At 36.1% G+C, this 25,631-nt stretch carries 26 protein-coding genes; 9 read left to right on the plus strand and 17 right to left on the minus strand.

The window, feature by feature from the left end:
- The 8 genes from lptE to ABYK18_RS01470 form a co-directional block, all read right to left on the minus strand.
- A complete protein-coding gene (gene lptE, locus ABYK18_RS01435) occupies positions 1-510 on the minus strand; it encodes an LPS assembly lipoprotein LptE (RefSeq protein WP_373034792.1) in 510 nt (169 codons plus the stop codon).
- 2 nt (positions 511-512) lie between these two features.
- The gene (gene leuS / locus ABYK18_RS01440) at positions 513-2,963 is read right to left on the minus strand and encodes a leucine--tRNA ligase (RefSeq protein WP_373034793.1); all 2,451 of its coding nucleotides are present in this window, start codon (positions 2,961-2,963) and stop codon (positions 513-515) included.
- Between the two features lie 48 nt (positions 2,964-3,011).
- Positions 3,012-3,350 (minus strand): DUF6394 family protein, encoded by a 339-nt coding sequence (locus tag ABYK18_RS01445; RefSeq protein WP_372998447.1) that lies wholly within the window; start codon positions 3,348-3,350, stop codon positions 3,012-3,014.
- 119 nt (positions 3,351-3,469) lie between these two features.
- Positions 3,470-3,658 (minus strand): hypothetical protein, encoded by a 189-nt coding sequence (locus ABYK18_RS01450; RefSeq protein ID WP_373034794.1) that lies wholly within the window; start codon positions 3,656-3,658, stop codon positions 3,470-3,472.
- Between the two features lie 136 nt (positions 3,659-3,794).
- The gene (secF, locus tag ABYK18_RS01455; protein WP_373034795.1) at positions 3,795-4,766 is read right to left on the minus strand and encodes a protein translocase subunit SecF; all 972 of its coding nucleotides are present in this window, start codon (positions 4,764-4,766) and stop codon (positions 3,795-3,797) included.
- Positions 4,767-4,768: 2 nt separating this feature from the next.
- The gene (gene secD / locus ABYK18_RS01460; protein ID WP_373034796.1) at positions 4,769-6,334 is read right to left on the minus strand and encodes a protein translocase subunit SecD; all 1,566 of its coding nucleotides are present in this window, start codon (positions 6,332-6,334) and stop codon (positions 4,769-4,771) included.
- Entirely contained in the window at positions 6,324-6,590 is a 267-nt protein-coding gene (yajC, locus tag ABYK18_RS01465; protein WP_373034797.1) for a preprotein translocase subunit YajC, read from the minus strand. Before yajC ends, secD begins: the two co-directional genes overlap by 11 nt.
- A gap of 72 nt (positions 6,591-6,662) precedes the next feature.
- A complete protein-coding gene (locus ABYK18_RS01470; protein WP_373034798.1) occupies positions 6,663-7,661 on the minus strand; it encodes an LPP20 family lipoprotein in 999 nt (332 codons plus the stop codon).
- A 76-nt stretch (positions 7,662-7,737) separates the two neighbouring features.
- On the opposite strand from ABYK18_RS01470, the gene ABYK18_RS01475 reads away from it, so the two are divergent.
- The 4 genes from ABYK18_RS01475 to ABYK18_RS01490 are packed head-to-tail and all read left to right on the plus strand — an operon-like array spanning position 7,738 to position 12,256.
- Positions 7,738-8,973, plus strand: coding sequence for an apolipoprotein N-acyltransferase (locus ABYK18_RS01475; RefSeq protein ID WP_373034800.1), 1,236 nt, complete (start codon positions 7,738-7,740; stop codon positions 8,971-8,973).
- A gap of 42 nt (positions 8,974-9,015) precedes the next feature.
- The gene (locus ABYK18_RS01480; protein ID WP_373034801.1) at positions 9,016-11,115 is read left to right on the plus strand and encodes an RNA degradosome polyphosphate kinase; all 2,100 of its coding nucleotides are present in this window, start codon (positions 9,016-9,018) and stop codon (positions 11,113-11,115) included.
- Between the two features lies 1 nt (position 11,116).
- Positions 11,117-11,644, plus strand: a complete 528-nt coding sequence (locus tag ABYK18_RS01485) for a gamma carbonic anhydrase family protein (protein WP_373034802.1) — start codon at positions 11,117-11,119, stop codon at positions 11,642-11,644.
- Positions 11,645-12,256 carry a trimeric intracellular cation channel family protein gene (locus ABYK18_RS01490; protein WP_373034803.1) on the plus strand — a complete coding sequence of 204 codons (612 nt, stop codon included), beginning with the start codon at positions 11,645-11,647 and terminating at the stop codon, positions 12,254-12,256.
- A gap of 5 nt (positions 12,257-12,261) precedes the next feature.
- Here the strand turns inward: ABYK18_RS01490 and argJ are convergent, their stop codons facing one another.
- From argJ to rpmB, 3 genes are read right to left on the minus strand one after another with little or no spacing between them, the layout of a single operon-like run.
- Positions 12,262-13,437 (minus strand): bifunctional glutamate N-acetyltransferase/amino-acid acetyltransferase ArgJ, encoded by a 1,176-nt coding sequence (gene argJ, locus ABYK18_RS01495; protein ID WP_373034804.1) that lies wholly within the window; start codon positions 13,435-13,437, stop codon positions 12,262-12,264.
- Complete coding sequence (locus ABYK18_RS01500) at positions 13,430-14,560, minus strand: TrkA family potassium uptake protein (RefSeq protein WP_373034805.1); 1,131 nt, start codon at positions 14,558-14,560, stop codon at positions 13,430-13,432. The genes argJ and ABYK18_RS01500 overlap by 8 nt, the downstream gene beginning before the upstream one ends.
- Positions 14,561-14,578: 18 nt before the next feature.
- Complete coding sequence (gene rpmB, locus ABYK18_RS01505; RefSeq protein ID WP_013326380.1) at positions 14,579-14,767, minus strand: 50S ribosomal protein L28; 189 nt, start codon at positions 14,765-14,767, stop codon at positions 14,579-14,581.
- A gap of 168 nt (positions 14,768-14,935) precedes the next feature.
- Between rpmB and ABYK18_RS01510 the strand changes: the two genes are divergently transcribed.
- The 5 genes from ABYK18_RS01510 (at position 14,936) to ABYK18_RS01530 (ending at position 19,258) form a co-directional block, all read left to right on the plus strand.
- Positions 14,936-15,733 carry an HDOD domain-containing protein gene (locus ABYK18_RS01510; protein WP_373034806.1) on the plus strand — a complete coding sequence of 266 codons (798 nt, stop codon included), beginning with the start codon at positions 14,936-14,938 and terminating at the stop codon, positions 15,731-15,733.
- Entirely contained in the window at positions 15,730-17,124 is a 1,395-nt protein-coding gene (locus ABYK18_RS01515) for a chemotaxis protein CheX (RefSeq protein WP_373034807.1), read from the plus strand. The genes ABYK18_RS01510 and ABYK18_RS01515 overlap by 4 nt, the downstream gene beginning before the upstream one ends.
- A gap of 121 nt (positions 17,125-17,245) precedes the next feature.
- Entirely contained in the window at positions 17,246-17,887 is a 642-nt protein-coding gene (rpe, locus tag ABYK18_RS01520; RefSeq protein WP_373034808.1) for a ribulose-phosphate 3-epimerase, read from the plus strand.
- Complete coding sequence (locus ABYK18_RS01525) at positions 17,887-18,471, plus strand: phosphoribosylanthranilate isomerase (protein ID WP_373034809.1); 585 nt, start codon at positions 17,887-17,889, stop codon at positions 18,469-18,471. The genes rpe and ABYK18_RS01525 overlap by 1 nt, the downstream gene beginning before the upstream one ends.
- On the plus strand, positions 18,461-19,258 hold the full coding sequence (locus ABYK18_RS01530) for a 3'-5' exonuclease (RefSeq protein WP_373034811.1): 798 nt from the start codon (positions 18,461-18,463) through the stop codon (positions 19,256-19,258). The genes ABYK18_RS01525 and ABYK18_RS01530 overlap by 11 nt, the downstream gene beginning before the upstream one ends.
- 9 nt (positions 19,259-19,267) lie before the next feature.
- On the opposite strand, the gene accA is transcribed toward ABYK18_RS01530, so the two are convergent.
- The 6 genes from accA to gpmI all read right to left on the minus strand — a co-directional run bounded on the left by accA (position 19,268) and on the right by gpmI (position 25,594).
- Positions 19,268-20,203 (minus strand): acetyl-CoA carboxylase carboxyl transferase subunit alpha, encoded by a 936-nt coding sequence (accA, locus tag ABYK18_RS01535; protein WP_373034812.1) that lies wholly within the window; start codon positions 20,201-20,203, stop codon positions 19,268-19,270.
- 13 nt (positions 20,204-20,216) lie between these two features.
- Positions 20,217-21,434, minus strand: a complete 1,218-nt coding sequence (locus ABYK18_RS01540) for a beta-ketoacyl-ACP synthase II (RefSeq protein ID WP_373034813.1) — start codon at positions 21,432-21,434, stop codon at positions 20,217-20,219.
- 99 nt (positions 21,435-21,533) lie between these two features.
- Positions 21,534-21,761, minus strand: coding sequence for an acyl carrier protein (gene acpP / locus ABYK18_RS01545; protein WP_372998397.1), 228 nt, complete (start codon positions 21,759-21,761; stop codon positions 21,534-21,536).
- A gap of 64 nt (positions 21,762-21,825) precedes the next feature.
- Positions 21,826-22,572, minus strand: a complete 747-nt coding sequence (fabG, locus tag ABYK18_RS01550) for a 3-oxoacyl-ACP reductase FabG (RefSeq protein WP_373034814.1) — start codon at positions 22,570-22,572, stop codon at positions 21,826-21,828.
- 69 nt (positions 22,573-22,641) lie between these two features.
- Positions 22,642-24,060, minus strand: a complete 1,419-nt coding sequence (locus tag ABYK18_RS01555) for an SDR family oxidoreductase (protein ID WP_373034815.1) — start codon at positions 24,058-24,060, stop codon at positions 22,642-22,644.
- A gap of 58 nt (positions 24,061-24,118) precedes the next feature.
- On the minus strand, positions 24,119-25,594 hold the full coding sequence (gene gpmI / locus ABYK18_RS01560; RefSeq protein ID WP_373034816.1) for a 2,3-bisphosphoglycerate-independent phosphoglycerate mutase: 1,476 nt from the start codon (positions 25,592-25,594) through the stop codon (positions 24,119-24,121).
- Positions 25,595-25,631 lie beyond the last annotated feature (37 nt).

The raw sequence follows: 25,631 nt of genomic DNA on the forward strand, positions 1-25,631 counted from the left end.
TTACTCCTTTTTACTTGCTCTAGCACCTTCTGCAGAAACTTTTGCAACAAATGAACGAATAGCCTTTGCAGCACCAAAACGTATCGCATCAAAACGTTCTTGGTCTGTTACAACAGCATTAGGTGCAACTGTGAAATCATATGTTCCTGCAACCGAATAACTATTGGAAACACCGCTATGAAGTCTAGTTATATTAAGACTTACATTCATTCTATACCCGACAACAAAACCATTATTGTCATAGACGATAGGAGTGGAAGAGAGATTAGATATACTTAAAGTCAGATGTGTATCAGAGCTCTCTCTGCTATATAAAGAAGCATGAAATACTTCTATGATTGCTTCATCAACTGCATCTTTAATAATCACAGTATTTTCTGGGTTTTGTGCAGAAATAACGATACTTGTGCTTATTTTGTCACCCATAACATCACGTGAGAATTTTGAACTTGGTTTGTAACCGCAAGCTGAAAAACCCAAAACGATTAGAATGGATAAAATAACTTTCATAATCAGCCTTTAACTACTATATTAACAAGTTTTTTAGGAACAACAATCTCTTTTACGGTTTCTTTCCCTTCTATCCATTTAGAAGCTGCTTCACGTGCGAGTTGTATGATCTCTTCGTTTGAAGCATCTACTGCCGCTTCTATTTCGGTTCTTCTCTTACCGTTGATTGATACGCCCAAAGTTATAGAGTCTTCAATAAAAACTTCATCTATGACTCTTTGCGGGTTCAAGTTATTTAGTGAAAAATACTCACTGCTTATTTGCCAGCAAACATGAGGAATAACAGGTTCCATGATAGAAGCTAAGATCCAATAACCCTCGCTCCATAAATCAGAGTTACTTTGTGCATTAAGAGCATTCATAGCTTCCATTGTACCAGCAATAAGAGTGTTAAATGTGTACTTTTCATTGTAGACATCATTTGCACGGACTAAGGCTTCATAGACTTTCTTTCTTGCATACTTCTCATCTTTGGATAAAGTTGAGTGGTCTATTGTCGGTATAGTATCAGTTTTTACAATGTTCGAACTTCTGTCATAAAATCTTTTTATGAACTTGTAAGCGCCTTCAACTGCGTTATCATTCCACTCTAACTCTTGAGTCGGAGGAGCTGCAAAAAGGATAAAAAGTCTAGCTGTGTCTGCACCGTATTTCTCAATGATAGCATCCGGGTCAACCGTATTTCCTTTACTCTTTGACATTTTAGCGCCATCTTTAAGTACCATCCCCTGAGTAAGAAGGTTATCAAAAGGTTCGTCAAAATCAAGATAGCCTAAATCACGAAATACTTTTGTAAAGAATCTTGCATACAGAAGATGTAAAATAGCATGTTCAATCCCGCCTATGTATTGATCTACGCCCATCCAGTAGCCAATCTGCTCTTTTGAAAAAGCTTCTGTCTCCCAATTTGCTTTAGATGCACAAAAACGTAAAAAGTACCAAGAGGACTCAACAAAAGTATCCATAGTATCTGTCTCTCGAAGAGCGTCTTTGCCACATTTTGAACATTTGCAGTGCTTCCAAGTCGGATGTTTGTCAAGTGGATTACCTTCACCCGTAATCTCAACGTCTGAAGGAAGAGCGATCGGAAGATTTTCTTTTTTCTCCATAACCAAACCACAATCTTCACAGTGAATAAACGGGATAGGAGCACCCCAATATCTCTGGCGCGAAACACCCCAGTCTTTTAGTTTATAGTTTGTGGTCTTTTTACCAATCTTATTTTCTTCAAAATATTTGATGATGTTGTACTGAGATTTTTTAGAATTAAGTCCGTCAAACTCTCCAGAGTTAAAGAGTTCTCCAACTTCGGTGAATGCAGAGCCTGAACTAAGTTCACCCTCGTAAGGTTTAATGACCGCTTTAATAGGAAGGTCATATTTTTTAGCAAAATCAAAGTCTCTTTCGTCGTGTGCAGGAACTGCCATAACAGCACCAGAACCGTAATCCATTAGAACAAAGTTAGCTATCCAAACAGGTACTTTTTCTCCTGTTAAGGGATGCACGACATCAAGACCAAGAGCTATCCCTGCTTTTTCTTTTTGTCTGTCAATCGAAGAAGTGTTTTTCATCTCTTTTATCTGAGCAATCACTTCATCACTTAAAAGATTATTTTCAATCATGTAAGTGACTATTTTATGTTCAGGGGCAAGTGCCGTATAACTCACACCGTATATAGTATCAGGACGGGTAGTAAATACATCAAATGACTCAAAGGTGTTGTTTAACTTGGCTCTGGATTCATCGTCAAAGAAAAGGTCAAACGCTAAACCGTTTGATTTACCTATCCAGTTTTCCTGCATAGTAAGAACCTGCTTTGGCCAGCCGCCTTCAAGTTTTTTCAAGTCGGTTAAAAGTTCATCAGCATACTGCGTGATTTTAAAGTAATACTGATTCATATCTTTTTTAATAATCGGAGTATCACATCTCCAACAGCATCCATCAACAACCTGTTCATTTGCCAAAACAGTCTGGTCGTGCGGACACCAGTTTAAAAGACCTTTCTCACGGTAAAGAAGACCCTTTTCAAACATATCAATGATAAAACTTTGCTCAAACTTTGTATAAAGCTCATCAGACGTTGCAAGCTCTCGCTCTTTTGAGAAAGAAAAACCCAAAGATGCAAACTCGCCTTTCATGTAGTCTATATTGTCATAAGTCCAACCCTTAGGATGAGAGCCGTTTTTGATCGCTGCATTTTCAGCAGGCATACCGAAACTATCAAAACCTATAGGATGAAGTACATTAAAATTTTGTTGTCTGTAGTAGCGTGCAAAAGCGTCACTGATAGAGTAGTTTCTAACATGACCCATATGAAGTCTTCCGCTTGGAAACGGGAACATGCTTAAAATATATTTTTTATCTTTACTAAAGTCTTCACTTGGCTCAAAACTTTTATTTTGAACCCAATATTCTTGCCATTTTTTTTCTATAGTTGTAGAGTTGTATTCCAAAAAAGTTTCCTAATTTATAAATAATTTTGACTCCAAAAAGAGTCTTTTTTAATAGTCGTCGTGCGTTTTTGAGCTCTCTATGTAGACAAGTCCTACAGAGAAAAGGTTAGCTATAAGTGCACCGATAGTTAAAGCTATAGCCCACTCTAAATTTCCAACAACTTCTAAGTAAATAAAAGCCGGAATAAGATGCAAATCAGCAACTAAAGAAGAAGCCAAAAGTTCAGCTGAAAGTAGGTTCCTAACACCGATTTTTAAAACCGTAGAAACTAGGTTTAAACTCGCAGCAACAAAAAGTGCGACTGCACTATGCTCATACAAAAATCCCGCTATTGATGTTAGACTCATCAACGAGAAAAATACATATATTACCTTACCCCAATCCATAGCACTACCTTATTAATTAATTGCGGAGATTATACTATAAAATATCTTAAGGAGCTAATGAATACGAATCCAAGAGGATATACAAGACAACTATGAATGTTTCAAAATAAATCTTGGCATTACCTTTTTACAAGCAGATTTTTCTTCATAAACAGATAAAAAACAGACAGTACAGGCACAAAAATTACTGCAATTGCCCAAAAGACTTTAGCCTTCTTATCTATAAACTCACCACCAAAGATAGAACCGATAGAGTAAATCCATATACCTATAAAAAGTACAAGGATTGCAATTGTAATATTGCTCATAACATCCTCCTTTTATTTACAATTATAATACCAAGAGTATTAAAAGGATAAAAAGAAAAAATATTAATATGTTTTTTTTTGAAAATAAACTATCCATGCGAATGCACGGATAGCAAAAGGAAGCACAAAATAGTTTTTACATCACTCCAGATTCGTACTGAGCACGCATTCTTTCTTTTTCAGCTTCTCTTTGTGCTTTGGCTGCCAACTTAATATGGTAACCTTTAACATCAAATCCAAACCAAAGAAGGATTGGTGAGGCAACAAAAATAGATGAATATGTACCGACTACAACACCTACAAGAAGAGTAAACGCAAAGGCATGAATAATCTCACCGCCAAACATAAACAACGTAAATACAACGAAGAAAGTCGTTAGAGACGTAAGCGTTGTTCTTGCTAATGTTCTTGTGACAGATTCATTGATAATTTCAGCCAAGTCTGTATTTTTAGAATTAGTAACACCCTCACGAATACGGTCAAATACAATAATAGTATCATTTAGGGAATAACCGAGTATCGTAAGAAGTGCAGCTAAAACATCAAGATTTACATCTAAACCCACAAGTGTGATAGCACCAAGAGCAATCGAGACATCATGAATAAGAGCAACGATAGAAGCAACTGCAAAACGCCACTCAAATCTAAATGCTACGTATACCAATATCCCAAGTATTGCCAATACAAGAGACATAATACCTTTTTCTTTCAGTTCTGCACCAACTGTCGGGCCTACGATGTCAACACGACGAATCTCGTAGTTACCTGTTTCTTTTAATGCTTCGCGTGTAACATCGCCTATATCAACTGTAACACTGCCCGTAGTAGTCTTCATACGAATAACTACCTCATCTACTGCACCAAACTCTGTGATAGAAGCACCGTCAAAAAGCTTGTTGCTTTTTAACTTTTCTCTCATATCATCAATTGGTGCAGGCTTGTCATACTTAACTTGAACTATTGTACCACCGGCAAAATCAACACCGTAATTTAAACCCTTAGTCATAAGTAATGCATAAGATGCTAAAACAACAACAATTGAAAAAATCATTGCTATCTTAGACTTACCCATAAAATTAAAGGTTTTTGTATATTTAAAAAATTCCATTATTAACCCTTAATCCCGAACCATAAACGGTTGTTTTTACTTTTTTGTATTTTAGATTCAAGCATCTGGTATATTCCATGCGTACCCAATATTGCCGTTAACATAGATGCTAATATACCGATACTGATGGTGATTGCAAAACCTTTAATTGCACCTGTCCCATAAGCGTAAAGGACAACTGCTGCAATCAGGGTCGTAATGTTTGCATCTAAAATTGCACGCATTGCATTTGAGTAACCGTCTTCAATAGCTTTATGCATAGATTTACCTTCATATATCAACTCACGGATCCTCTCGGAGATAATAACATTGGCATCTACGGCCATACCTACGGTAAGGACTATACCCGCCATACCGGGAAGGGTCAGTGTCGCACCAAAGAGACTCATAACAGCTAAAATTATAAACAAGTTGGCAATCAGTGCAATATTTGCAATAACACCAGCCATACGATAGTAGACCACCATAAAAATTATTACCAAGACAAAACCGCCAATAAGAGCAACCATACTAGCCTTAATACTATCAGCACCCAAACTTGGTCCAACTGAACGTTTTTCCATTAAATAGATAGGAGCTAAAAGTGCACCCGAGCGAAGAGCGATAGCTAAATCTTTTGCTTCTTCAACCGTGTAGTTACCTGATATTTGTCCGGCACCGCCACCGATACGCTCATTGATATTTGGAGCAGAGTAAACTTTATTATCTAAAACAACGGCTAATCTTTTTCCAACATTTCTACCTGTAAAATCACCAAATATTTCAGCACCTTCTGCATTTAACTTGAAGTTAATCAAGGGTCTGTTGTTTTGGTCAAAACCCATAGAGGCATCTGTAAGCATACCGCCGTCAAGGATTGGGATCTCACGAACCAGATACTTACGACGAGAATCTTTAACATCTTCTAAAATCACATCACCATAAGCACTCGCATCAGAATAACTCATAGTGTTAACACGTGCATTTCTATCTTCATCAACCGCCATAAGTTCAAGTTTAGCGGCACGAGAAATAAGTTCTCTTGCTCGTTGTTCTTCTTCTTGAGTCTTAATCCCTGCTAACTGGACAAGTATTTTTTCTGCGCCCTGACGAGCTACGACAGGTTCAGCCAAGCCAAACTGGTCAAGCCTGTTTCTAATCGTCTCTATTGCCTGATCTATAGCCTCTTTCTCTGTTTTGACTATTTCTTCCGGTGTAAGACTAAGAGAAAAACGCTCAGCTTCAACAGATACGTTTGCACCTTTTATCTCATCGAAGAACTCTTTCATATGCTTTGCATCATCACTGTCTAGTAGTAAAAAAGATATAGAAGACTCATCAAATTTCAATTCATCTATTAAGATGTCTTTTCTCTCTGCATAATGCTTAATGCTGGCAGCGATTGATTTTATACGAGACTTTGTAGCCTCTTCGGTTTTAACACCAAGAAGCATATGAAGACCACCTTGAAGGTCTAACCCTAAAGTAATTTTTTTACCGTCTTGCGTTTGCAGTAGAGATGGTGCTGAAAAAAACAGACCAAATATTATTGCAATAGCAAAAACGACTATGCGATAATTAAGCTTCATCCTCATACTTTCTTGTAATAGCGTCTTTTGCAATTTTAACAATTACATCATCATTCATTTTAACACTTAAAAAGTTCTCTTCAACTTTATGAATAACTACAATAAAGCCACCATTAGTAACAACCTTGTCACCTTTTTTAAGAGATTCTATCATCTCTTTTCTTGCTTTAGCTTCTTTTTGCTGAGGGCGTATAATCACAAAATACATGATTGCGATTAAAAATATAAACGGTAGTAATTGACTGATAATTTCCATTGGTATGGGTGTCCTTTAATTTAATTGTGGCGATTATACAAGAAGATTCTTAATAAGTGACTGAAAGAAAAGTTATCTGGGTTTTGTAACCACTTTTAAACTCGTGTAAATTTTTGATTCCAAAAATGTTATAAGTTCATCGAAGTTTTTATATTTTTCTTCACTTATCAACTCTTCATCTGCGTGAGCAAAACTCTCAAACCTAGTCTTTTTAGGAGAATATATAGCTATATAAAGATCATATGTCTCGACTCCAGATGCCATTAATCCTGCTTGTAATATACTCTCAAAATCTTTATCCGGAATATTTTGTATTTTATTTTTAACTACCTTTATGTTTTTGACTAATGTAGACACGGTACCGTCTTCATAAACACTCAATATACTTATATAACCGTTTTGTGTAGATTTCACTTTAAAGAAAAACTTCTCTTTGTCGTAGAGAATGTTCCCTTTTTTATCAGTCTCTATCATAAGCTTAGAATTCGAAACTGAGTTGAAAAATTTTGTAAAATCTTTTTTGTCCAAAGGCTGAAGAGTTGTTTTATATTTTATATACCACTTTTTGTCTTTTCTAAGAAGTTCAAAATCTATATCTTTTTTTAAAGTCTTTTTTAGTTTTTTGGCCATTGAGGTATGTTTTAAATAACTGTTTTGTTTCTCATTTGTAATTAGATGTTTTAATTGGATCGTTTTGAGCTTATTTATAAATTTGTCAAAAGATGGAATATTTTCATACTCTATTGCCACAAAATACTTGCCCTTGTAAAACTCTGTTTTTATAAGTTCATAATCATATAGTGTAGCTTTTGAGTCTTGGGATGCTATAAAATCTTCGCTGTTAGTAAACTTCCCGTTTTCAAGCTTTTGTTTTTGAAGTAAAGAAGTACTGACACTCACCGATATTTGAGATGCTATATCATTAAAAGCCTCTTGCTTTGCATGAACCTCATCTACCCCACTTCCATATCCTATGTAGACTTGCGGCTTAGATTTCTCTACATTATGGTACCAAGCAGGATTTGCAAATATATTTATACTTAACACTAAAAATACAAAAAAAGGTTTCATCAAAACTCATTCCAAAAAATATTTTTGACTCATTATAACCAAACATATAAAAGTTAAAAATATACTATAATAACAAATGCTAAAAAAAATACAAACATTCAAAAACAACAATCCATTAATCTTTGACCTTCTTATCGGGCTTATAACTGCACTGCTATTTAGTGCTTTTATATATCTTGAAGAGTGGGGAATCACCGTTAGGTTTTTAAACACCATATTTGGAGTTGCAGCTTTAGGACTGTTTTTATATATTTCAAAAAGAGCCGTTTTAGTAGCAGGTTTTTTTGTCGGTCTTTTATGGTTTTACTGGATAGGTTATAGTTTTGAGTACAACGGTGTAGGATTTTTAACTCCCGTAATCACTTTTGCTTTTGCCGTCATCTATATGCTGTTTTTTGGAGTTTTGGCATTTACGGACAAGGTATATATTCGTGCCATTTTACTTTTTGTGCTAAGTTTTGTAGAACCGTTTGACTGGAACTGGCTTCAGATTGAACTGGTATTTGTAGATAGCTATATTGGAATATTCAAGTACCAGTTATTCTTCGTTTTAGCTGCTTTGTCTCTTCCAAACTATCTTAAAATCAAATATAAGGCAGCATCCCTACTCTTACTTGTTTTAGCACTAAATTTCAATCCGACTATTGACAAAGTTGCACCGCTAAAAATTAAACTTGTAGCAACTGATATATCTCAGGACAGAAAATGGTTAAGAGCTACTCAAGGATCGACAATTGCAAAAATATTTAAAGAGATAAAAAGTGCAAAAGAACAAGGATATGAAGTAGTTGTTTTTCCGGAGTCCGTATTCCCGTTATTTATGAATAAAAGTCCAAGACTTATGGACAAACTTCTTGAACTATCGCAAGATATAACCATAATAGCAGGTTCTCTTTTTAAAGCTAACGGCAATAATTATAACGTAACATATATGTTTCAAGATAAAAAATTTGAAATGGCAAAAAAACTGGTTCTTGTGCCTTTTGGAGAGTATATACCGCTTCCAAAATTTGCCCAAAAAATAATAAATGATTATTTCTTTGCCGGTCAGGCTGATTTTTCAACGGCAAAAGCACCTACCGACTTTATGATAAAAGGCATTAAGTTTAGAAATGCGATATGTTACGAGGCAACTTGTCAGGAAATATATGAAGGTGATGTCGACTATGTAATCGCTATTAGCAACAATGCCTGGTTTGCTCCCTCAATAGAGCCGACCATTCAAAAACTGCTTATGAGATACTATGCGCGTAAAAATGCTACAACCATATATCATTCAGCAAATTATAAAGGCACCGGAATCATTAGATAATAACATTTAGCTATAATAAGAAAAAAAAATCCAGGTAAATACATGTTAAATCTTAAAAATCCAGACCTTTATAATAACCGAGAACTCTCTTGGTTGCAATTCAATACCAGAGTTTTAAAACAAGCTCAAGATGAATCACTTCCATTATTAGAACGTCTTAAATTTTTAGCTATTTATGGAACAAACCTCGATGAGTTTTATATGATCAGAGTTGCAGGGCTTAAAAAGCTTTTTGCAGCAGGAATCATAGTCTCAGGTGCTGACAAACTAACACCGATGCAACAACTTCGGGAAATAAGAAAATATCTTCACCAAGAACAACAAGTCATAGAACATTGCATGAGCGGCATCCTTAAAAAAATTGAAGCTGAAGGCATCTCTATAAAACTCTACGATGAAGTAAACCAGCATGAGAAAAACACTTTAAACAGATATTTCAGTGAAAATATATATCCGGTCATCATTCCAATCGCCGTAGATGCCACTCACCCGTTTCCGCACCTGAACAATCTCAGTTTTGGATTGATTGTAAAACTATCCGATTCTGATGATGAATCAATAGAACGTTTTGGAATCATAAGAGTTCCAAGGGTATTAAACAGATTTGTAGAACTAGACAACGGCACTTATGTTCCTGTTGAGTCTCTTGTTGTACAGCACGTTGAAGACCTCTTTCCCGGATATAATCTTATCAAATATGCTTCATTTAGAGTTACAAGAAATGCTGATATGGAGATAGAGGAAGAGGAAGCAGATGATTTTCTCGAAATTCTAGAAGAAGGGCTGAAACTTCGTCGAAAAGGTGAGATGGTCAGACTTGAAGTCGGCAGTGACGGGGATGAAGAGATCATAAACTTCTTTAACCGTCATACAAATGTTTACAAAGATGATATCTACAAATTTCATACATTTTTAAATCTTGCCAGTCTTTGGCAGATAGTCGGAAATAAAAACTTTGCACATCTTTTGGCTGCTCCATTTAAGCCAAAAAGTTTGCCTCCTTTTGATCATACTGAGAATATCTTTACGACTTTGGAAAAGCAAGATGTGCTAATGTATCATCCATATGAAAGTTTTGACCCTGTTGTAAAACTCATACAGACGGCTTCAAAAGATCCTGATGTAGTATCAATAAAAATGACGCTGTACCGTTCAGGGACAAACTCCCCTATTGTTCAAGCCCTTATGAATGCTTCTGAGAGTGGAAAACAAGTTACTGTCATGGTTGAGTTAAAAGCAAGGTTTGATGAAGAAAACAACCTCATCTGGGCAAAAGCACTTGAAAAAGCTGGAGCTCATGTTATCTACGGTATTCGAGGTTTTAAAGTTCATGCAAAGGCTACTTTGGTCACAAGAAGAAAAAACGGGAAACTAAAACAGTATGCGCATATCGGAACAGGAAACTATAATCCTGCAACGGCAAAGATCTACACAGACATGAGTTATATGACTTCAAAAGATGAAGTCACAAATGACCTTACAAGATTTTTTCACTTTCTAACAGGCTTTAGTAAAAAAGGCAAACTTGATGAATTGTATATGTCTCCTGCCCAAATCAAGCCTAAAGTTCTCTCTCTTATCCATAATGAAACGAGAAAAGGCAAAGATGGACAGATTATCGCAAAAGTAAACTCTTTAGTTGATGAAGATGTAATCCGCGCACTTTATAAAGCCTCTCAGGCCGGTGTAAAAATCGATCTTATTGTTCGTGGAATATGTTGTCTTAAGACAGGCATTGAAGGTGTCAGTGAGAACATTAGAGTTATATCGATTTTAGGCAAGTATCTTGAACATCCACGAGTATTTTACTTCAAAAACGATGCTTCTCAGGTTTATATCTCTTCTGCTGACTGGATGCCAAGAAACCTCGTTAGAAGAATCGAGCTTTTAACTGCCATAAAAGATGAAGAATCACAAAACAAGATTATCCAGATTTTAAAACTTCAGTGTTCAGACAATGTTCTTGCACACGAACTTCAAAGCGACGGTTCATACATAAAAGTAAAAAAACAAGAAGACGAAAAACTTACAAATAACCATAAACTCCTAGAAGAGTTTGTAAACAAAATTTCAAAAGCAAGTAAAAAAGAGACTCAAAGAAGTGTTGCACAGATTACTTCACGTCTTTTCATGGAGAGTTAATATGATACATTCTTTTAAAGGCGTTAAGCCTACACTTGGTGAAAATACTTGGGTGGCACCATCTGCAGATATTATAGGTGATGTAACATGCGGAAGTGACTGTTCCATCTGGTTTTCAACCGTAATCAGAGGAGACGTTCACTACATTAAAATAGGAGACAGAGTAAGTGTCCAAGATCTTAGTATGATACATGTAACACATTACAAAAAAGCTGATAAGAGTGATGGAAACCCAACTATAATCGGCGATGATGTGACAATAGGACACCGTGTCATGCTTCACGGATGTACTATTGAAGATGCTTGTCTAATAGGTATGAGTGCTACTATTTTAGATGGTGCCGTCATAGGAAAAGAGAGTATTGTAGGTGCAGACGCTTTAGTCACAAAAAACAAAGTCTTTCCTCCCCGCTCACTTATCATGGGAAGCCCGGCCAAAGTTGTCAGAGAACTAAGTGATGCGGAAGTTGAAGAACTTTATGCTTCTGCTTCAAGATATGTAAAATTTAAAAACGAATATCAGGACTAAATGCCAGAATTTTTTATAATCGCAGACATAATCGGCATTATAGCTTTTAGCATCAGTGGCTTCTTAATCGCCATAAAAAACAACCTGGATATTCTCGGCATTCTTATAGCATCTGCACTTACAGCTCTTGGCGGAGGTGTTATAAGAGATGCTATTCTTAGTTCTGCACCTTTTGCATTTACTTCACTCTATCCTGCTATGACCCTTATCACCACTATTCTTATCGCATATTTTTTTAAACTATATAAAAAACCATCTATCGAAAGAAAACTCATATTTGTCATTAGCGACACCATAGGACTTGTAGCATTTAGCATAACGGGAGCCATACTCGCTATTCATGCCGATTATAATTTCTTTGGAATAATAATTCTAAGTTTCATAACGGCAGTAGGAGGCGGTGTTACAAGAGACATTATGATAAACCAAGTCCCTACTGTGCTCATCAGTGATTTTTACGGTTCTATAGCAGTGATAGTTGCACTTGCTTTAGCAACACTGGAGATGTTTGATATATTGAATGCTATGAGTATTTCTGCTGTTGCGTTAGCATCTGTGATTCTAAGGCTGATTGCTTTTAAAAGAGAGTGGCATCTGCCGAAATTAAGTTAAAAAACTTAAGTTCGGTAATCTGCATTGATATTTACATATTCGTGACCAAGGTCACATCCGTATGCTTTAAAACTTCCTTCGCCCACACCCAAGTCGCAAGAGATAGTGAATTTTTTATGTCCCATAACTATGGCACATTTCTTCTCCATCTCTGAGTCAAAGTGCAATTCGCCTCTGTCATATACACAAAGATTGTCAAATGAGATTTTAAGCTTCTCTTCATAAGCCTCAACTCCGCTTGCTCCGACTGTAGATGCTATTCTTCCCCAGTTTGGGTCTTCACCAAAAAGAGCAGTTTTTACAAGAAGTGAGTCTGAAAGTTTTTTAGCAACTATCTCTGCTTCTCTGTCATTTTTTGCACCGCTGATTTTATATGTAACAAGTTTTGTAGCGCCTTCGCCGTCTCTAACCATCTCTAAAGCCAAGAAATGCATAACTTTAAATAGTGCTTCTTTAAACGCTTCTGCTTCATATGCTCCGCTTTTAGCGTTAGAAAGTAACAAAACCGTGTCGTTTGTAGAAGTATCTCCATCGACGCTTATTGCGTTAAAAGTGGTTTTCGTGACTTCGTCTAAGGTCTCTTGCATCTCTGCTTTTGAGACAGCGGCATCTGTGGTTATAAAACATAACATCGTTGCCATTGCAGGGTTTATCATCCCTGCACCTTTTGCCATTGCACCGATGGAAAAACTGCTGCCGTCATCAAGTTCAACTCTTAATGCTATCTCTTTTGAAAAAGCATCTGTTGTCATGATAGCTTTTGAAGCATTAACGGATTCTTTTTTAGAAAAATCAAACTTTTTCATTCCGTCAATAATTTTTTGTTTAGGAAGTCTGACACCTATTACACCCGTTGAACTCATAACAGGATTAACAACATCTCTGCAGTGGCTCAAAATCTCATCAATATCATCAATACCGGCTTGACCTGTCATAGCATTTGCATTTTTAGAGTTAATCAGAACAAAGTTAGTCTTAAAGTCACCCTTAGCTCTAAAATGTTTTATTGGAGCCGCATACATTTTATTTGTTGTAAAAACAGACGCTATCTCACACTCTGTCTCACTATAAATAAACGCCATATCAAGTGCATCATCTTTTTTAAGTCCTGCACTTATACCATCAGCAAAAAAACCATCAGATGCACATACGCCACCTGTCGTTTGGACTATCTTATACAAATCTCAGCTCCTTAGGCTTAGTTCTTTTTCTTAATAATTCTTTCGTTGTAGTTATATCACTCTGCATTCCGATTAGAAGAAGTTTACACTCGCTTGTAATGAGTACATCACCTTTTGGCATAGATATAAATTTACCGTCTTTTTTTGTTATTCCGATAACCGAGGTATTTGTCATCTGACGGATATGGGTTTCTTTGAGTTTTTTTAACACTGCCCAGCTATACTTTGGAACTTCAACTTCTTCCATATCCAATGGATTATCACTTTTATATAAAAACTCTTCCAAAAGATTCTGCATGTCCGGTCTTGCTGCCATTGCACTAACTCTTTGAGCTGTCAATTTAGTCGGTGAGACAACCGTATCTGCACCAAGTTTTTTAAGTTTTTCCACATCGCTCATAGACTCAGCGGCTGAAATAATATAATAAGGTCTTGGCAAAAAATGTTCTTGTTCAAAAAGTCTAACAGATGCGATAAGAGCTATGTTATCCGCTATAGAATCTGAAAGTGTTATTAGCCCTTTTGCAGATGCAAGATGAGCTTTGAGCATTGAGAGTTCAGCGTGCGGTTCTGCCTTTAGATATGTAGGATAGTTATGCTCTATAGCCCATTCATGGATCTCTTCTCTTGGATCAACTACTACAAATGGAATATGATTTTTTCTTAACTGTTTTGTTACTTCAAGAGTATAATCATTGTGATAACAGACTACAAAATGTTTTTTTAACCTTGCTATCTTATATAACATTCTTCGCTCCTTTAAAATAGCGGTAATATTACCCCTGTTTAACTCTGCAATTAAAATACCTATTGCACTTGAAAAAGTGGCAAATCCGGCAATAATAAGGGTTATTGTAAAAATTCTTCCAGCATCAGACACCGGAGATATCTCTCCAAATCCTACAGTTGTAAAAGTAATACCGGTTTGATATATAGCATCCATAAGAGTAAAATTGTCGATAAGTACATAACCGACAGATCCAACTAACATAGTCATTACTGTTAAAATTAGGGGTAAACGAAATGCTTTGAGGTGAGGGTAAACTTCTGGAAGAAGTTTTACTTCAGGCTTGGGAGCTGACTCCCAATGTAAAAATTCGCGAATCCTTTGCAAAAGATTCAACATATTTTCCTGTTCTCTTTACGAGTTTTTCTTAAGTGTGCGTAATTCTCTTGCTGAGATTTTAATTTTTTTTGTAGTACCATCTTCTAATGTGATACGCACTGTTCTTAGGTTTAATAAAAAACGACGCTTAGTTCTGTTTTTAGCATGAGAAACATTGTTCCCGCTCATAGGGCCTTTGCCACTAATAGCACATCTTCTTGCCATTTTAGCTTCCTTGTTTAGGTTTTTAAAGTTGCGAATTGTATCAAGTTGAAGCAAAACTAAAGCTTAAAGGTTTATTTACTTCTATGTAAACTTTTGATTGCCATTTTTTAATATTCATTTTATTATTATACAGCTAGAATATATACAAATTTATTATATGTGAAGCAAATGATAACAAAAAACAAAATTAATGAATATATTGACAAGATTCCACCTGCCCCAAAAGCTTTGAGGGAAACTCTTATGCTATTAAACGAAGGTGAACTTGTCAAAGCTGCAAAAGTTGCACAAAGTGATTTGGCACTATCTTCATATCTTAAAGAATTAGTCAATAAACCGATATATGGTTTTGCAAATGAAATAAATGACATTTCTCAAATATTTGGTATTTTAGGTGTCTCAGGATCTCAACAGACAGTCTATAACTATATGACAACTCTTCTGAGTCCTAGCAAATGGCTTCTTTTTAAACTAAATACTAAAAACTTCCACGAACTTCAAGCAAAACTCTCTAAAAGATGGGAACAAATATTAAAGCATCTTGACATTGAAGATAAAAACATAAACAGTGCTATAAGTCTGCTTCCTGCAAGTATTATAGTCTCAGAAGCACTTTTTTGTGAAAAGATAGAAGATGTGAACATTTTAAGAAGTGTAAAAAATCTCGACTATAACACCATCTTAACTCGTTTATGCGGAATCGGTCTTTTTGATATCTGTGAGCAAATCTCTAAAAAATGGGAAATGCCTGAAGATATAGCTAAAATCATTCAAGCCTCATCAGGTATAAATCCTTCTGATGATGAACTTATAAATAAGTTAGGAAAATGGATGCATCTTTTACTCTTTTATGAATTGTCTCAACCTATTTTTATAAATGCCGGTTTAAACGATTTTATAGATTTTCAAGTAGACTATGTCAATGATATCTATGAAGATTTTGCAACACTTATGGAAATTTCATGAGACCGATTATAAAAAACGGTATTGGAATTTTCACACCGCAGGGCTTTTTAGACGGAAATAGTTCTACCTCTTTTTTAAGTATAGAAGATTTGGAAGCAACTACTTCACTTAATGTCGATATGATTTTAGTTTCACTAAAAAGAGTTGTGTTTTTTAACAGAAACGGACTAGACGCTTTTATAAAACTCTTTACAAAAGTACGTCAATCTAATCATGTCACCGTAGGTTTTTGTGATTATGATGAGAAAAAATACAATGCTATAAAAACATTTTACAAAAATAAGCTAAATTTTTCTCTCTTTAAAACTGTAGAAATAGCCTATCTGTTTTCATCAAGCTTTAAAAATAAAAATCAAAATGTTTTACTATATACCGAAGATAAATCCCAAAATACAGCAATGGCTATCGAGCTCCATGATAACGGGCATAATCCTATCCTTGCTCAAAGTCTTGAAGAATTTAAAGAAAAAAGTTCAAAAAAAGAAGCTTATGATATTGTTATCAGCTCAACATATTTAGGGCAAATGGGACAATCAGTTGCAACCCGTGTAACAGGAAATGCCATTATTTATACAATCTCATCATTTTTAGACGTTGAGATTGGAAATAAGTTCAATATCCAATATCATAACAACTCATTAAATGTAGGTTTTAGACTATTTATCTTTGACGCCTACAAAGTTATCAGCATGAATGTTCATGCTCTTAACTTTTTTTCTAAGCTCGCCAGTGCAGCGGCTGAATATAATGCTACCATATGTTTTGTCGGTATGACTTTTGAAAAAACACCGGAAGTATTTAAAGAAACTCTTGAAGATGCAGGTATATTGTTTTATCCGCAGATGGACGATATTTTACAAAATAAAAAATTACTTGAAGAACTAGGTGCAAGCAGTGCAGCAAACATAAAAACAAAAAGAGTTATAAACAAGCAGACTGTTACAGAACTTCCAAGGTTTATAGATGCAACCGTTGTCACAATAGAGATGATGACTAACTCTAAAGCAGTTAAACAAAGTGCAGAAGTTCAAAAAATCAATATCGCTGATAAAACAGGAAAAATTGCCAGTTCTATCGGCTACTATGGTGATATAGACGGAATGGTTATTTTAGTATTTCCGGAGGAAATTGCAAAAAAGGCATGTGAACTTCTTATTGGTGAAAAAACAGATGATTTAGAAATGGTACTAGATACACTTGCAGAACTTGTAAATATTGTCGGCGGTAAGATTAAAACTTTGCTCTCTGATAAAAATATAAGTGTAGATATTACTCTTCCTAGAACCTATAACGACGTGGAAAGTCTTCTTGAGGTCATTGAAGATAGGAAAGGTGTCCAAGTAGACTTATCATTTGATAACGATAAATTTTTATTTTTCTTAACTAGATAAAAGCCTAATTTGATACAATTACATAAAATAATGCCCAAGCATCACGCCTTTACAAAGGCTGACTTTAGTGGGCTGAGCGCCCCAAGCGATTTCTTGCGGGCTTTGCTCGTAAGGAAATTAAATGTTAATAGCTCCTAGTGTTTTAAGTGCTGATTTTGGCAATTTACAAAGAGATGTAGAAGCAATCTGTAATGCCGGTTGTGATTTGGTTCATGTAGATGTTATGGACGGTCACTTTGTTCCAAACCTTACTATCGGTCCCGTTGTAGTTTCAGCTATTGCTGCATGCGCTACAAAGCCTCTTGACATTCATTTAATGGTTGAGAACAACACTTTTTTTGTTGAGCTTTTTGCACCTTTAAAACCACAATATATCTCTTTTCATATTGAAGAAGAAAAGCACCCTCACAGACTTATTCAAAAGATTCGTTCTTTAGGCATCAAACCTGCAATCGTTTTAAACCCGCATACTCCGCCGGAATCTATAGAGTATCTACTTAAAGACTTGGATATGGTTCTGCTTATGAGTGTAAATCCTGGTTTTGGCGGACAAAGTTTTATTGAGAGTGTAATACCAAAAGCTTCTAAACTTAATGAGATGAGAAACAAAATCAACCCAAATTGTCTTATTGAAGTTGATGGCGGTGTTAGCGACAAAAACATTCAGAGTCTTAAAGATGTAGGTGTTGATGTTGTTGTTGCCGGAAGCTATGTATTTAACCACGCTTCAAAAGAAGAAGCAATAAAAAGTCTGCAAATCTAATGAGAGTTAAAATCTGTGGAATTACATCTTACTCAGATGCGATGGCCGCGATTGAGGCAGGTGCAGATGCACTTGGTTTTGTCTTTTATGAGAAATCTCCCAGATATATCTCGCCATCAGATGCCAAAGAAATCATCTCAAAACTCCCGCCTTTTGTAGAAAAAGTAGGCTTGTTTGTGAATGTAGATGCACAGGTAATAAACTCTTATATTCAAGAATCCGGATGTACTCTGGCACAGATACATTTTGAAGCTCCAAATGAGCTGTATGAGCAGATTTTTGTTCCATATATCAAAGTCATAAGAGCTAAAGAGGCTAAAGATATCTTAGAGTATTGTGATGAGTATAGACTTGTAGATGCATACTGTGAAGCTTATGGCGGAGCAGGTAAAAGATTAAATATAGAGTGGTTTAAAGATGTTGACTGCTCAAAAATCATCCTTGCCGGCGGTTTAGATGCAGGAAATGTCTCTTCACTAAAAGAGTACGGTTTTTACGGAGTTGATGTAAGCAGTGGTGTTGAAGAGTCTTACGGCGTAAAAGATCCCAAAAAAGTTAAGGATTTCATAACGAATGCTCGCTAATTACTTTCCTCTTGATGCTAAAAGTGTCTCTAAGTTGGCAACAAAAGGTCTGCCGCTTGAAAAACTGAAATCTCAGATAGATGAGAGCATAGATTTTTCACTTGAACTCTGGAGATCACAAGGTCTTGATATCATAAAGAGTAAGGGCTATTACTACTTTTCTACAAAATTCATTCCTATGAATGAAGCAGAGTTTTGTATAGTCGACATTGAGACAAACGGTTCAAAAATAGACAAGCATCAAATCATTGAAATTGCAGGTTTAAAAATAAAAAACGGCAAAGTTATCGATAGCTTTGAATCTCTTGTTAAATGCTCTGAAATAAATGAACACATCACGGCTATTACCGGTATAAGCGTAAAAGATACTTTAAATGCTCCTCCACTTAAAGAAGTTTTGTATAAATTCAAACTCTTTTTAGGAGATGCCGTATTTGTTGCACATGATGTAAAGTTTGACTATAAATTTATCTCTCAGTCAATGCAAAAAATCGGTCTTGAGCCTCTTTTAAACAGAAGCTTATGTTCGCTTGCCCTAGCTGAGAGAACAGTAGAGTCTTATAGATACGCGCTCTCTTATCTAAATGATACATTCAGACTAAATCCAGATGCTTCCCACCACAGAGCTATGAGTGATGTTATGACAACATACGGACTTTTTAAACTATCACTTGAAAATATAAATGAAAATATAAATAATGTAGAAGATTTAATAAAATTTTCTAAAGAAGCAAAAAGGTTGAAAAGACCGAAATTTGACCCTCTTCTAGAGAGCCAGCAAGAGTAGTAAAAGTGCTTACTCTGAGTAAGCGCCTATTCCTGTTAGTTTATTATATCTAGCTTCCATACGATCTTCTTTACTCATCTCTCTAAGAGATTTTAAGTTTTCTAAGAAGTAATCAGCAATCGCAGTAGCAGCCGTTTCTTTATCTCTGTGTGCACCTATAAGAGGCTCATCTATAATATCATCAATAAGGTCTAGCTTCTTCAAGTCACCACTTGTAATTTTCATAGCATTAGTAGCAGCTTCAACTTTTTTAGGGTCATTCCATAAAATTGCTGAACAGCCCTCAGGAGAGATAACACTAAATACAGAGTAGCGCATCATTGCAAATTTATCGGCGACACCGATTGCAAGTGCTCCACCGCTTCCGCCTTCTCCAATTACCACAGAGATAGTTTCAGTTTCTAATTGAGAAAGTTCTAAAAGATTTCTAGCGATTGCTTCACTTTGGTTTCTCTCTTCAGCACCAAGACCAGGATATGCACCCGGAGTGTCTATAAGCATAAGAAGAGGGATTTTAAATTTCTCTGCCATTTTAGCAGCACGAAGAGCTTTTCTGTATCCTTCAGGATGAGGCATACCAAAATTTCTTCTTATCTTATTTTTAGTTCCTCGACCTTTTTGCTCACCGATAACCATAACTTTTTCATCGCCAATATAGCCTAAGTAGCATATGATAGCCGCATCTTCACGGAAGTGTCTGTCTCCGTGAATTTCATACTTATCACGCATAATCAAGTTAATGTAATCCAGTGCATATGGTCTGTCAACGTGACGTGCAAGTTGAAGCTGCTGAAACGGTGATAAGTTGCTGAATATTTTAGAAACTTCTTTATCTAGATTTTTTTGAAGTTTCTCCAGCTCACCTTCATTGTGACGTACACGTGCAGAAATAATATCTTCTTGAATAAATTTAATTTTATATTCAAAGTCTAAGTATGTTGCCAAATTAAATCCTTCGTTAGATTTTTTTGAATATTAGTACGCCGTTAGTTCCACCGAAACCAAAAGAATTACTCATTACTACATTTAATTCAGCTTTTCTTGAAGCATTAGGAACAATATCTAAATCACAATTCTCATCCGGAGTTGTATAGTTGATAGTAGGAGGGATAATACCGTCTCTCATAGCCATTAGACAAGTAACAGCTTCAATACCGCCGGCTGCACCGAGACAGTGACCAATTTGACCTTTGATTGAACTCATAGGAGGACAGTTCTCTTTTCCGCCAAGCAAGTCTTTAACAGCTGCAGTCTCATTTTTATCATTAATTGGAGTGCTTGTTCCATGAGCGTTTACGTAGTCAAGCTTAGGTTCACCTGCCATTTTGTATGCAGCTTTCATAGCACGAGCAGGACCGTCAAGACTCGGAGTTGTTATATGATTAGCATCTCCACTCTCACCAAAACCAACTATTTCAGCATAAATATTTGCACCGCGGGCAACAGCGCTCTCATATTCTTCAAGAACCAAAGAAGCCGCTCCTTCACCCATAACAAAACCGTCACGATTTGCATCAAACGGGCGAGATGCTTCTTTAGGATTTTCATTATTAGTAGATAGTGCTTTCATAGCGGCAAAACCGCCAACACCAGCACCTGTTATAGCACACTCAGCTGAGACAACCAACATCTGCTCTGCACCGTTACACATGATTGTTTTAACAGCTTCACTTATTGCATGAGTACCTGCAGCACAAGCTGTTACACTTGAAAGGTTCGGACCTTTCGTTCCGTGCTCAATAGATACAAAACCACCAAGCATATTTACCAATGCCGATGGAATAAAAAATGGGGATATTCTACGAGGACCACGAGTTTCTATGATGATAGAATTTTTCTCAATAGCAGGAAGACCACCGATTCCAGATCCTGCACTGATACCGAATCTTTCCATATCGATATCTTCAGGAAGATTAGCATCTGCCATAGCTTCTTGAGCGGCTTTTAATCCAAGGTGAATAAATCTATCGGCTTTTTTAACTTCTTTTGGTGACATAACAGTTTCCGGGTCAAAGTTTTTTACTTCACCTGCAATTTTAACAGCATAAGCAGAAGGGTCAAAAAGTGTAATAGTATCAATTCCGCATTCACCTTCACATATTGCCTTGAAAGAACTCTCTTTGTCATTCCCAACCGCATTTATCATGCCTATACCCGTTACAACTACTCTTCTCATTTAAAAACTCTCCATGATAAAATTTATAAAATATTTTACAAAACCCAGTAAAGCCTATTAGAGACTATTTACTGAGCTCAAAAAACACTTTAGCGTGAATTATTTACTTTCGATGTAAGCAACTACATCTGCAACAGTTTGAATTTTCTCTGCTTCATCATCAGGGATTTCAATATCAAATTTCTCTTCAAGAGCCATTACTAATTCAACAACGTCAAGGCTATCAGCACCTAAATCTTCAACAAACTTAGCATCTTCCTTTACTTCATCCGGGTTAACGCTTAATTGCTCAACTACTACTTCTTTAATATCTTCTAAAAGTGCCATTATAGCTCCTATGTTTTTAAGTATAAAATCGCGAAATTATAACATATGTAGCTTAAACAAACTACTATGCCATATTCATCCCGCCGTTAACTTTTAATGTTTCACCCGTGATATAACTTGCATGATCTGAGAGTAAAAATGCAGCAGCTTCAGCAACTTCACTTGCATTTCCAAAGCGTTTCATCGGGATTTTAGATGTAAAACTTTCTTTAATCTCATCACTAAGAGCATCTGTCATCTCAGTAGCTATAAAACCGGGAGTGATTGTGTTAAAACGTATACCGCTAGTCGCTGCTTCAATAGCAAAACTTTTGCTCATCGCAATTACGCCGCCCTTAGACGCAGAGTAATTTGTCTGTCCTGCATTACCAGTCTCACCGACAATAGAAGCGATATTCACAACTGCCCCGAATTTTTTCTTTCTCATTACTTTCATAGACTCACGACATCCGATAAAACAAGAAGTAAGGTTTGCATTTATAACACTCATGAAGTCTTCAGTTTTCATTCTCAGTGCCAATTTATCATTTGTAATACCTGCATTGTTTACTAGGTAAGAAAGTTCACCGTCACTATCAACAATAGTCTTAATAGCATCTACAAAAGCATCTTCATCACTGACATCAAAACCGATTACCGCAGCATTTCCGCCTGCAGCTTCTATTGCTTCTTTAACCGCGTCTGCTTCTGCAGCACCGCTTCTGTAGTTAATCCAAACTTTTAAACCAAAACCGGCTAAAGTTTTTGCAATCTCTGCACCGATACCACGGCTTGAACCTGTAACTAAAACATTTTTTCCACTAAATTTCATTAAGCTTCCTCATATAATTTAATGATAAAACGATACCAAATAGTTGCTTTATTTAAAGAATATAAAATATTAAGATTTGCTATTTTTGAGTATATTCCTTATCATATTTGTAAATACCAAATAATGAAGCGGTATCAGTGAATACCAGTATATTCTTCCTAATATACCTCTGGGATAGAAATATGCTGATTGAATAAGTTTATTATCATCTATTTTAAATTCCAGCCACCCTTCTCCTGGCATTTTCATCTGTGCAAAAAGAAGTAATCTCTCATTCTCTTTTATGTCTTCAACTCTCCAAAAGTCCAGACATTCTCCAAGTCTTAAATCACAATTATCTCTTCTGCCTCTGTTAATTCCTACCCCGCCTACTGCTTTATCTAAAATACCTCTAAGTTCCCATAAAAAATCATAATCAAACCATCCGTTTTCACCGCCAAGAGATGTTATGGCTTTAAAAACTTTCTTCTTGTCGTACGAGCTGATATCAACTTCTTTTCTGTCTACAAAGATGGAATCGTTTATTTGTTGTTTGTGTTTTTTATCCCAGCTTGAACCGTCACTGTCACTCCATCTGCTTATAACTTGATGCTGTTCTATCTCCAAAACAGCCTTTTTAACAGCATCAATATAACTTATAGGTTTTATGTGAGGATAATACTTTTTTGCATTGTCATTTTGTATGGTTACTTCCGATTTAAGTCCTTCTATCAGTGCTTTTGCTACCGTAAACGGGACAGGAGTAAAAAGATTCAGCCAATATGATGAAAGGTTTATACTCATAAACGGAACAGATATAAGATATCTTTTGAGTTTAAGCGCTGTTGCCGTTTGAAGCATCATATCTCTATATTTCATTTTTTCAGAGCCGATATCAACTACCAAGTTTTTCTTATGCTCTAAATATAGAGATGCAACAAGATAATTTATAACATCATCTACCGCAATCGGCTGAGCATAGGTGTCTACCCATTTTGGTGTTATCATCAACGGTAATTTTTCTACAAGATTTCGTATAATCTCAAAGCTTGCACTTCCTGAGCCTATAATGACTCCGGCTCTTATCCAAATTGTTTGTACACTGCTTGATGAACTTAAAATCTCGCCGGTCTCAATGCGGCTTAAAAGGTGTTTGCTTGTATCACTATTTTTTACGCCCAAGCCGCCGAGATATATAACTCTTTTTACGCCGCAGTGACTAGATGCTTCAATAAAATTCTGGGCTGATTGTCTGTCTAAATCTTTATAATCTTTTTTATTTAAGGAGTGGATGAGATAAAAAGCGGTATCAATACCTTCTAAAGCTTTTTTTAAAGCTTCTTTATCGAATGTATCGCCTTCAATAACTTCATAGTTATCAAGTACCTCTTGAGATAAACTTTTCTTATTTCGCACAAATATTCTTAATTCAATATCTTTTTGCGAAATAAGCAAGTTTTTTAGACGTCTACCAATATAGCCATTTGCTCCTGTTAACAATACTTTCATAACGCACTCCTGATTATTAGAGTTTATTATAGGTTAATTTTGCTAAAAACAAATACTTTTATATCAGACTATGATCCATCTCTGAAGGGATTTCTATATCCATAAGTTTTAAGATAGTCGGAGCTATGTTGTTCAGTCCGCCTGATTCTACTTTTGTAACGCCCTCAGCCACGACAAAACACCACACTTTTCCAACCGTGTGATTAGTAAGAGTGTTTCCATCATCATCTTTCATCTCTTCACAGTTTCCATGATCAGATGTAATAACAACAGAATAATCTTTCTCTTTTGCTTTTTGGATGATTTTTCCAAGCTCGGCATCTACAGTCGTAACTGCAACCATTGCGGCTTCTTCATCTCCCGTATGTCCTACCATATCACCGTTTGCAAAGTTAACAACTACAAAGTCATACTCTTCATCCATCGCTTTTAGTACAGTCTCACCGACTTCAGGCGCGCTCATCTCAGGTTTCATGTCATAAGTCTTTACATCAGGAGACGGTATAAGGACTCTTGTCTCATTCTCGTAAGGCTCATCTATACCGCCGTTTAAAAAGAAAGTAACATGTGCATATTTCTCAGTCTCAGCCGTATGCAGTTGTCTTAGACCATTAGCCGAAATCACCTCAGCAAGAGTATTTTTAGGTGACTCTTTTGAAAACAGGACAGGATAAGAAAAAGATTTGTCATACTCTGTCATGGTTGCAAGACTCACCATTTTATAGTTTCTTGAAAACTCATGAAAATCAATACTGCCAAGAGCAGTGACCAGTTCCCTCATCCTGTCGCTTCTAAAATTAATAGTAAGTATGCTGTCACCGTCTTTTACACCGTCATAGCCTTCAAAAGCTGTCGGTTCTATAAATTCATCCGTCTCGCCAAGAGCATAAGATGAACCTACATAGCCTGCAGGTTCAAAGTCTGTTTTTGGCTTTGCATCCACTATGGCTTCATAAGCTCTTTGGATTCTTCCCCAGCGGTTATCTCTGTCCATAGCATAAAAACGCCCTGCCATCGTAGCTATCTGAATATTTTCATTTAAGTGACTCTCGACTATCTTAAGATACTTTTGCGCAGAAGTAGGAGATACATCTCTACCGTCAGTAATCAGATGCAAAAAGACTTTTTTACCGTTTTTTGCCGCAATATTTGCCACACCCATAAAGTGGTCGATATGTGAATGAACACCGCCGTCACTCATAAGTCCAATAAGGTGCAGTCTGTCTGAAGTGCCAAAAAGATTTTGCAGTTCTATATTTTCTTCTAACGTATCCTCAGAAAGAGCAAGTGATATTTTTACCAGGTCCTGATATAAAACTCTACCGCTTCCTATGCTCATATGTCCGACTTCAGAATTTCCCATTTGACCTTCCGGAAGCCCTACGCTTAAGCCTGAAGTATCGATGAGTGAATGAGGAGTCTCTTCAAATAATTTATCATAATTTGGTTTTGTAGCATTGTGAAATGCGTTATGCTCAGTTTTAGAGCTAAAGCCTATACCATCGGTTATAACTAAAACAGCCTTTTTTGACAATTTAGCTCCCTTATATAAAGTTTTATGCAATTATACT

The sequence above is a fragment of the Sulfurimonas sp. genome, from assembly GCF_041563495.1.
In the GTDB taxonomy this organism is placed as follows: domain Bacteria; phylum Campylobacterota; class Campylobacteria; order Campylobacterales; family Sulfurimonadaceae; genus Sulfurimonas.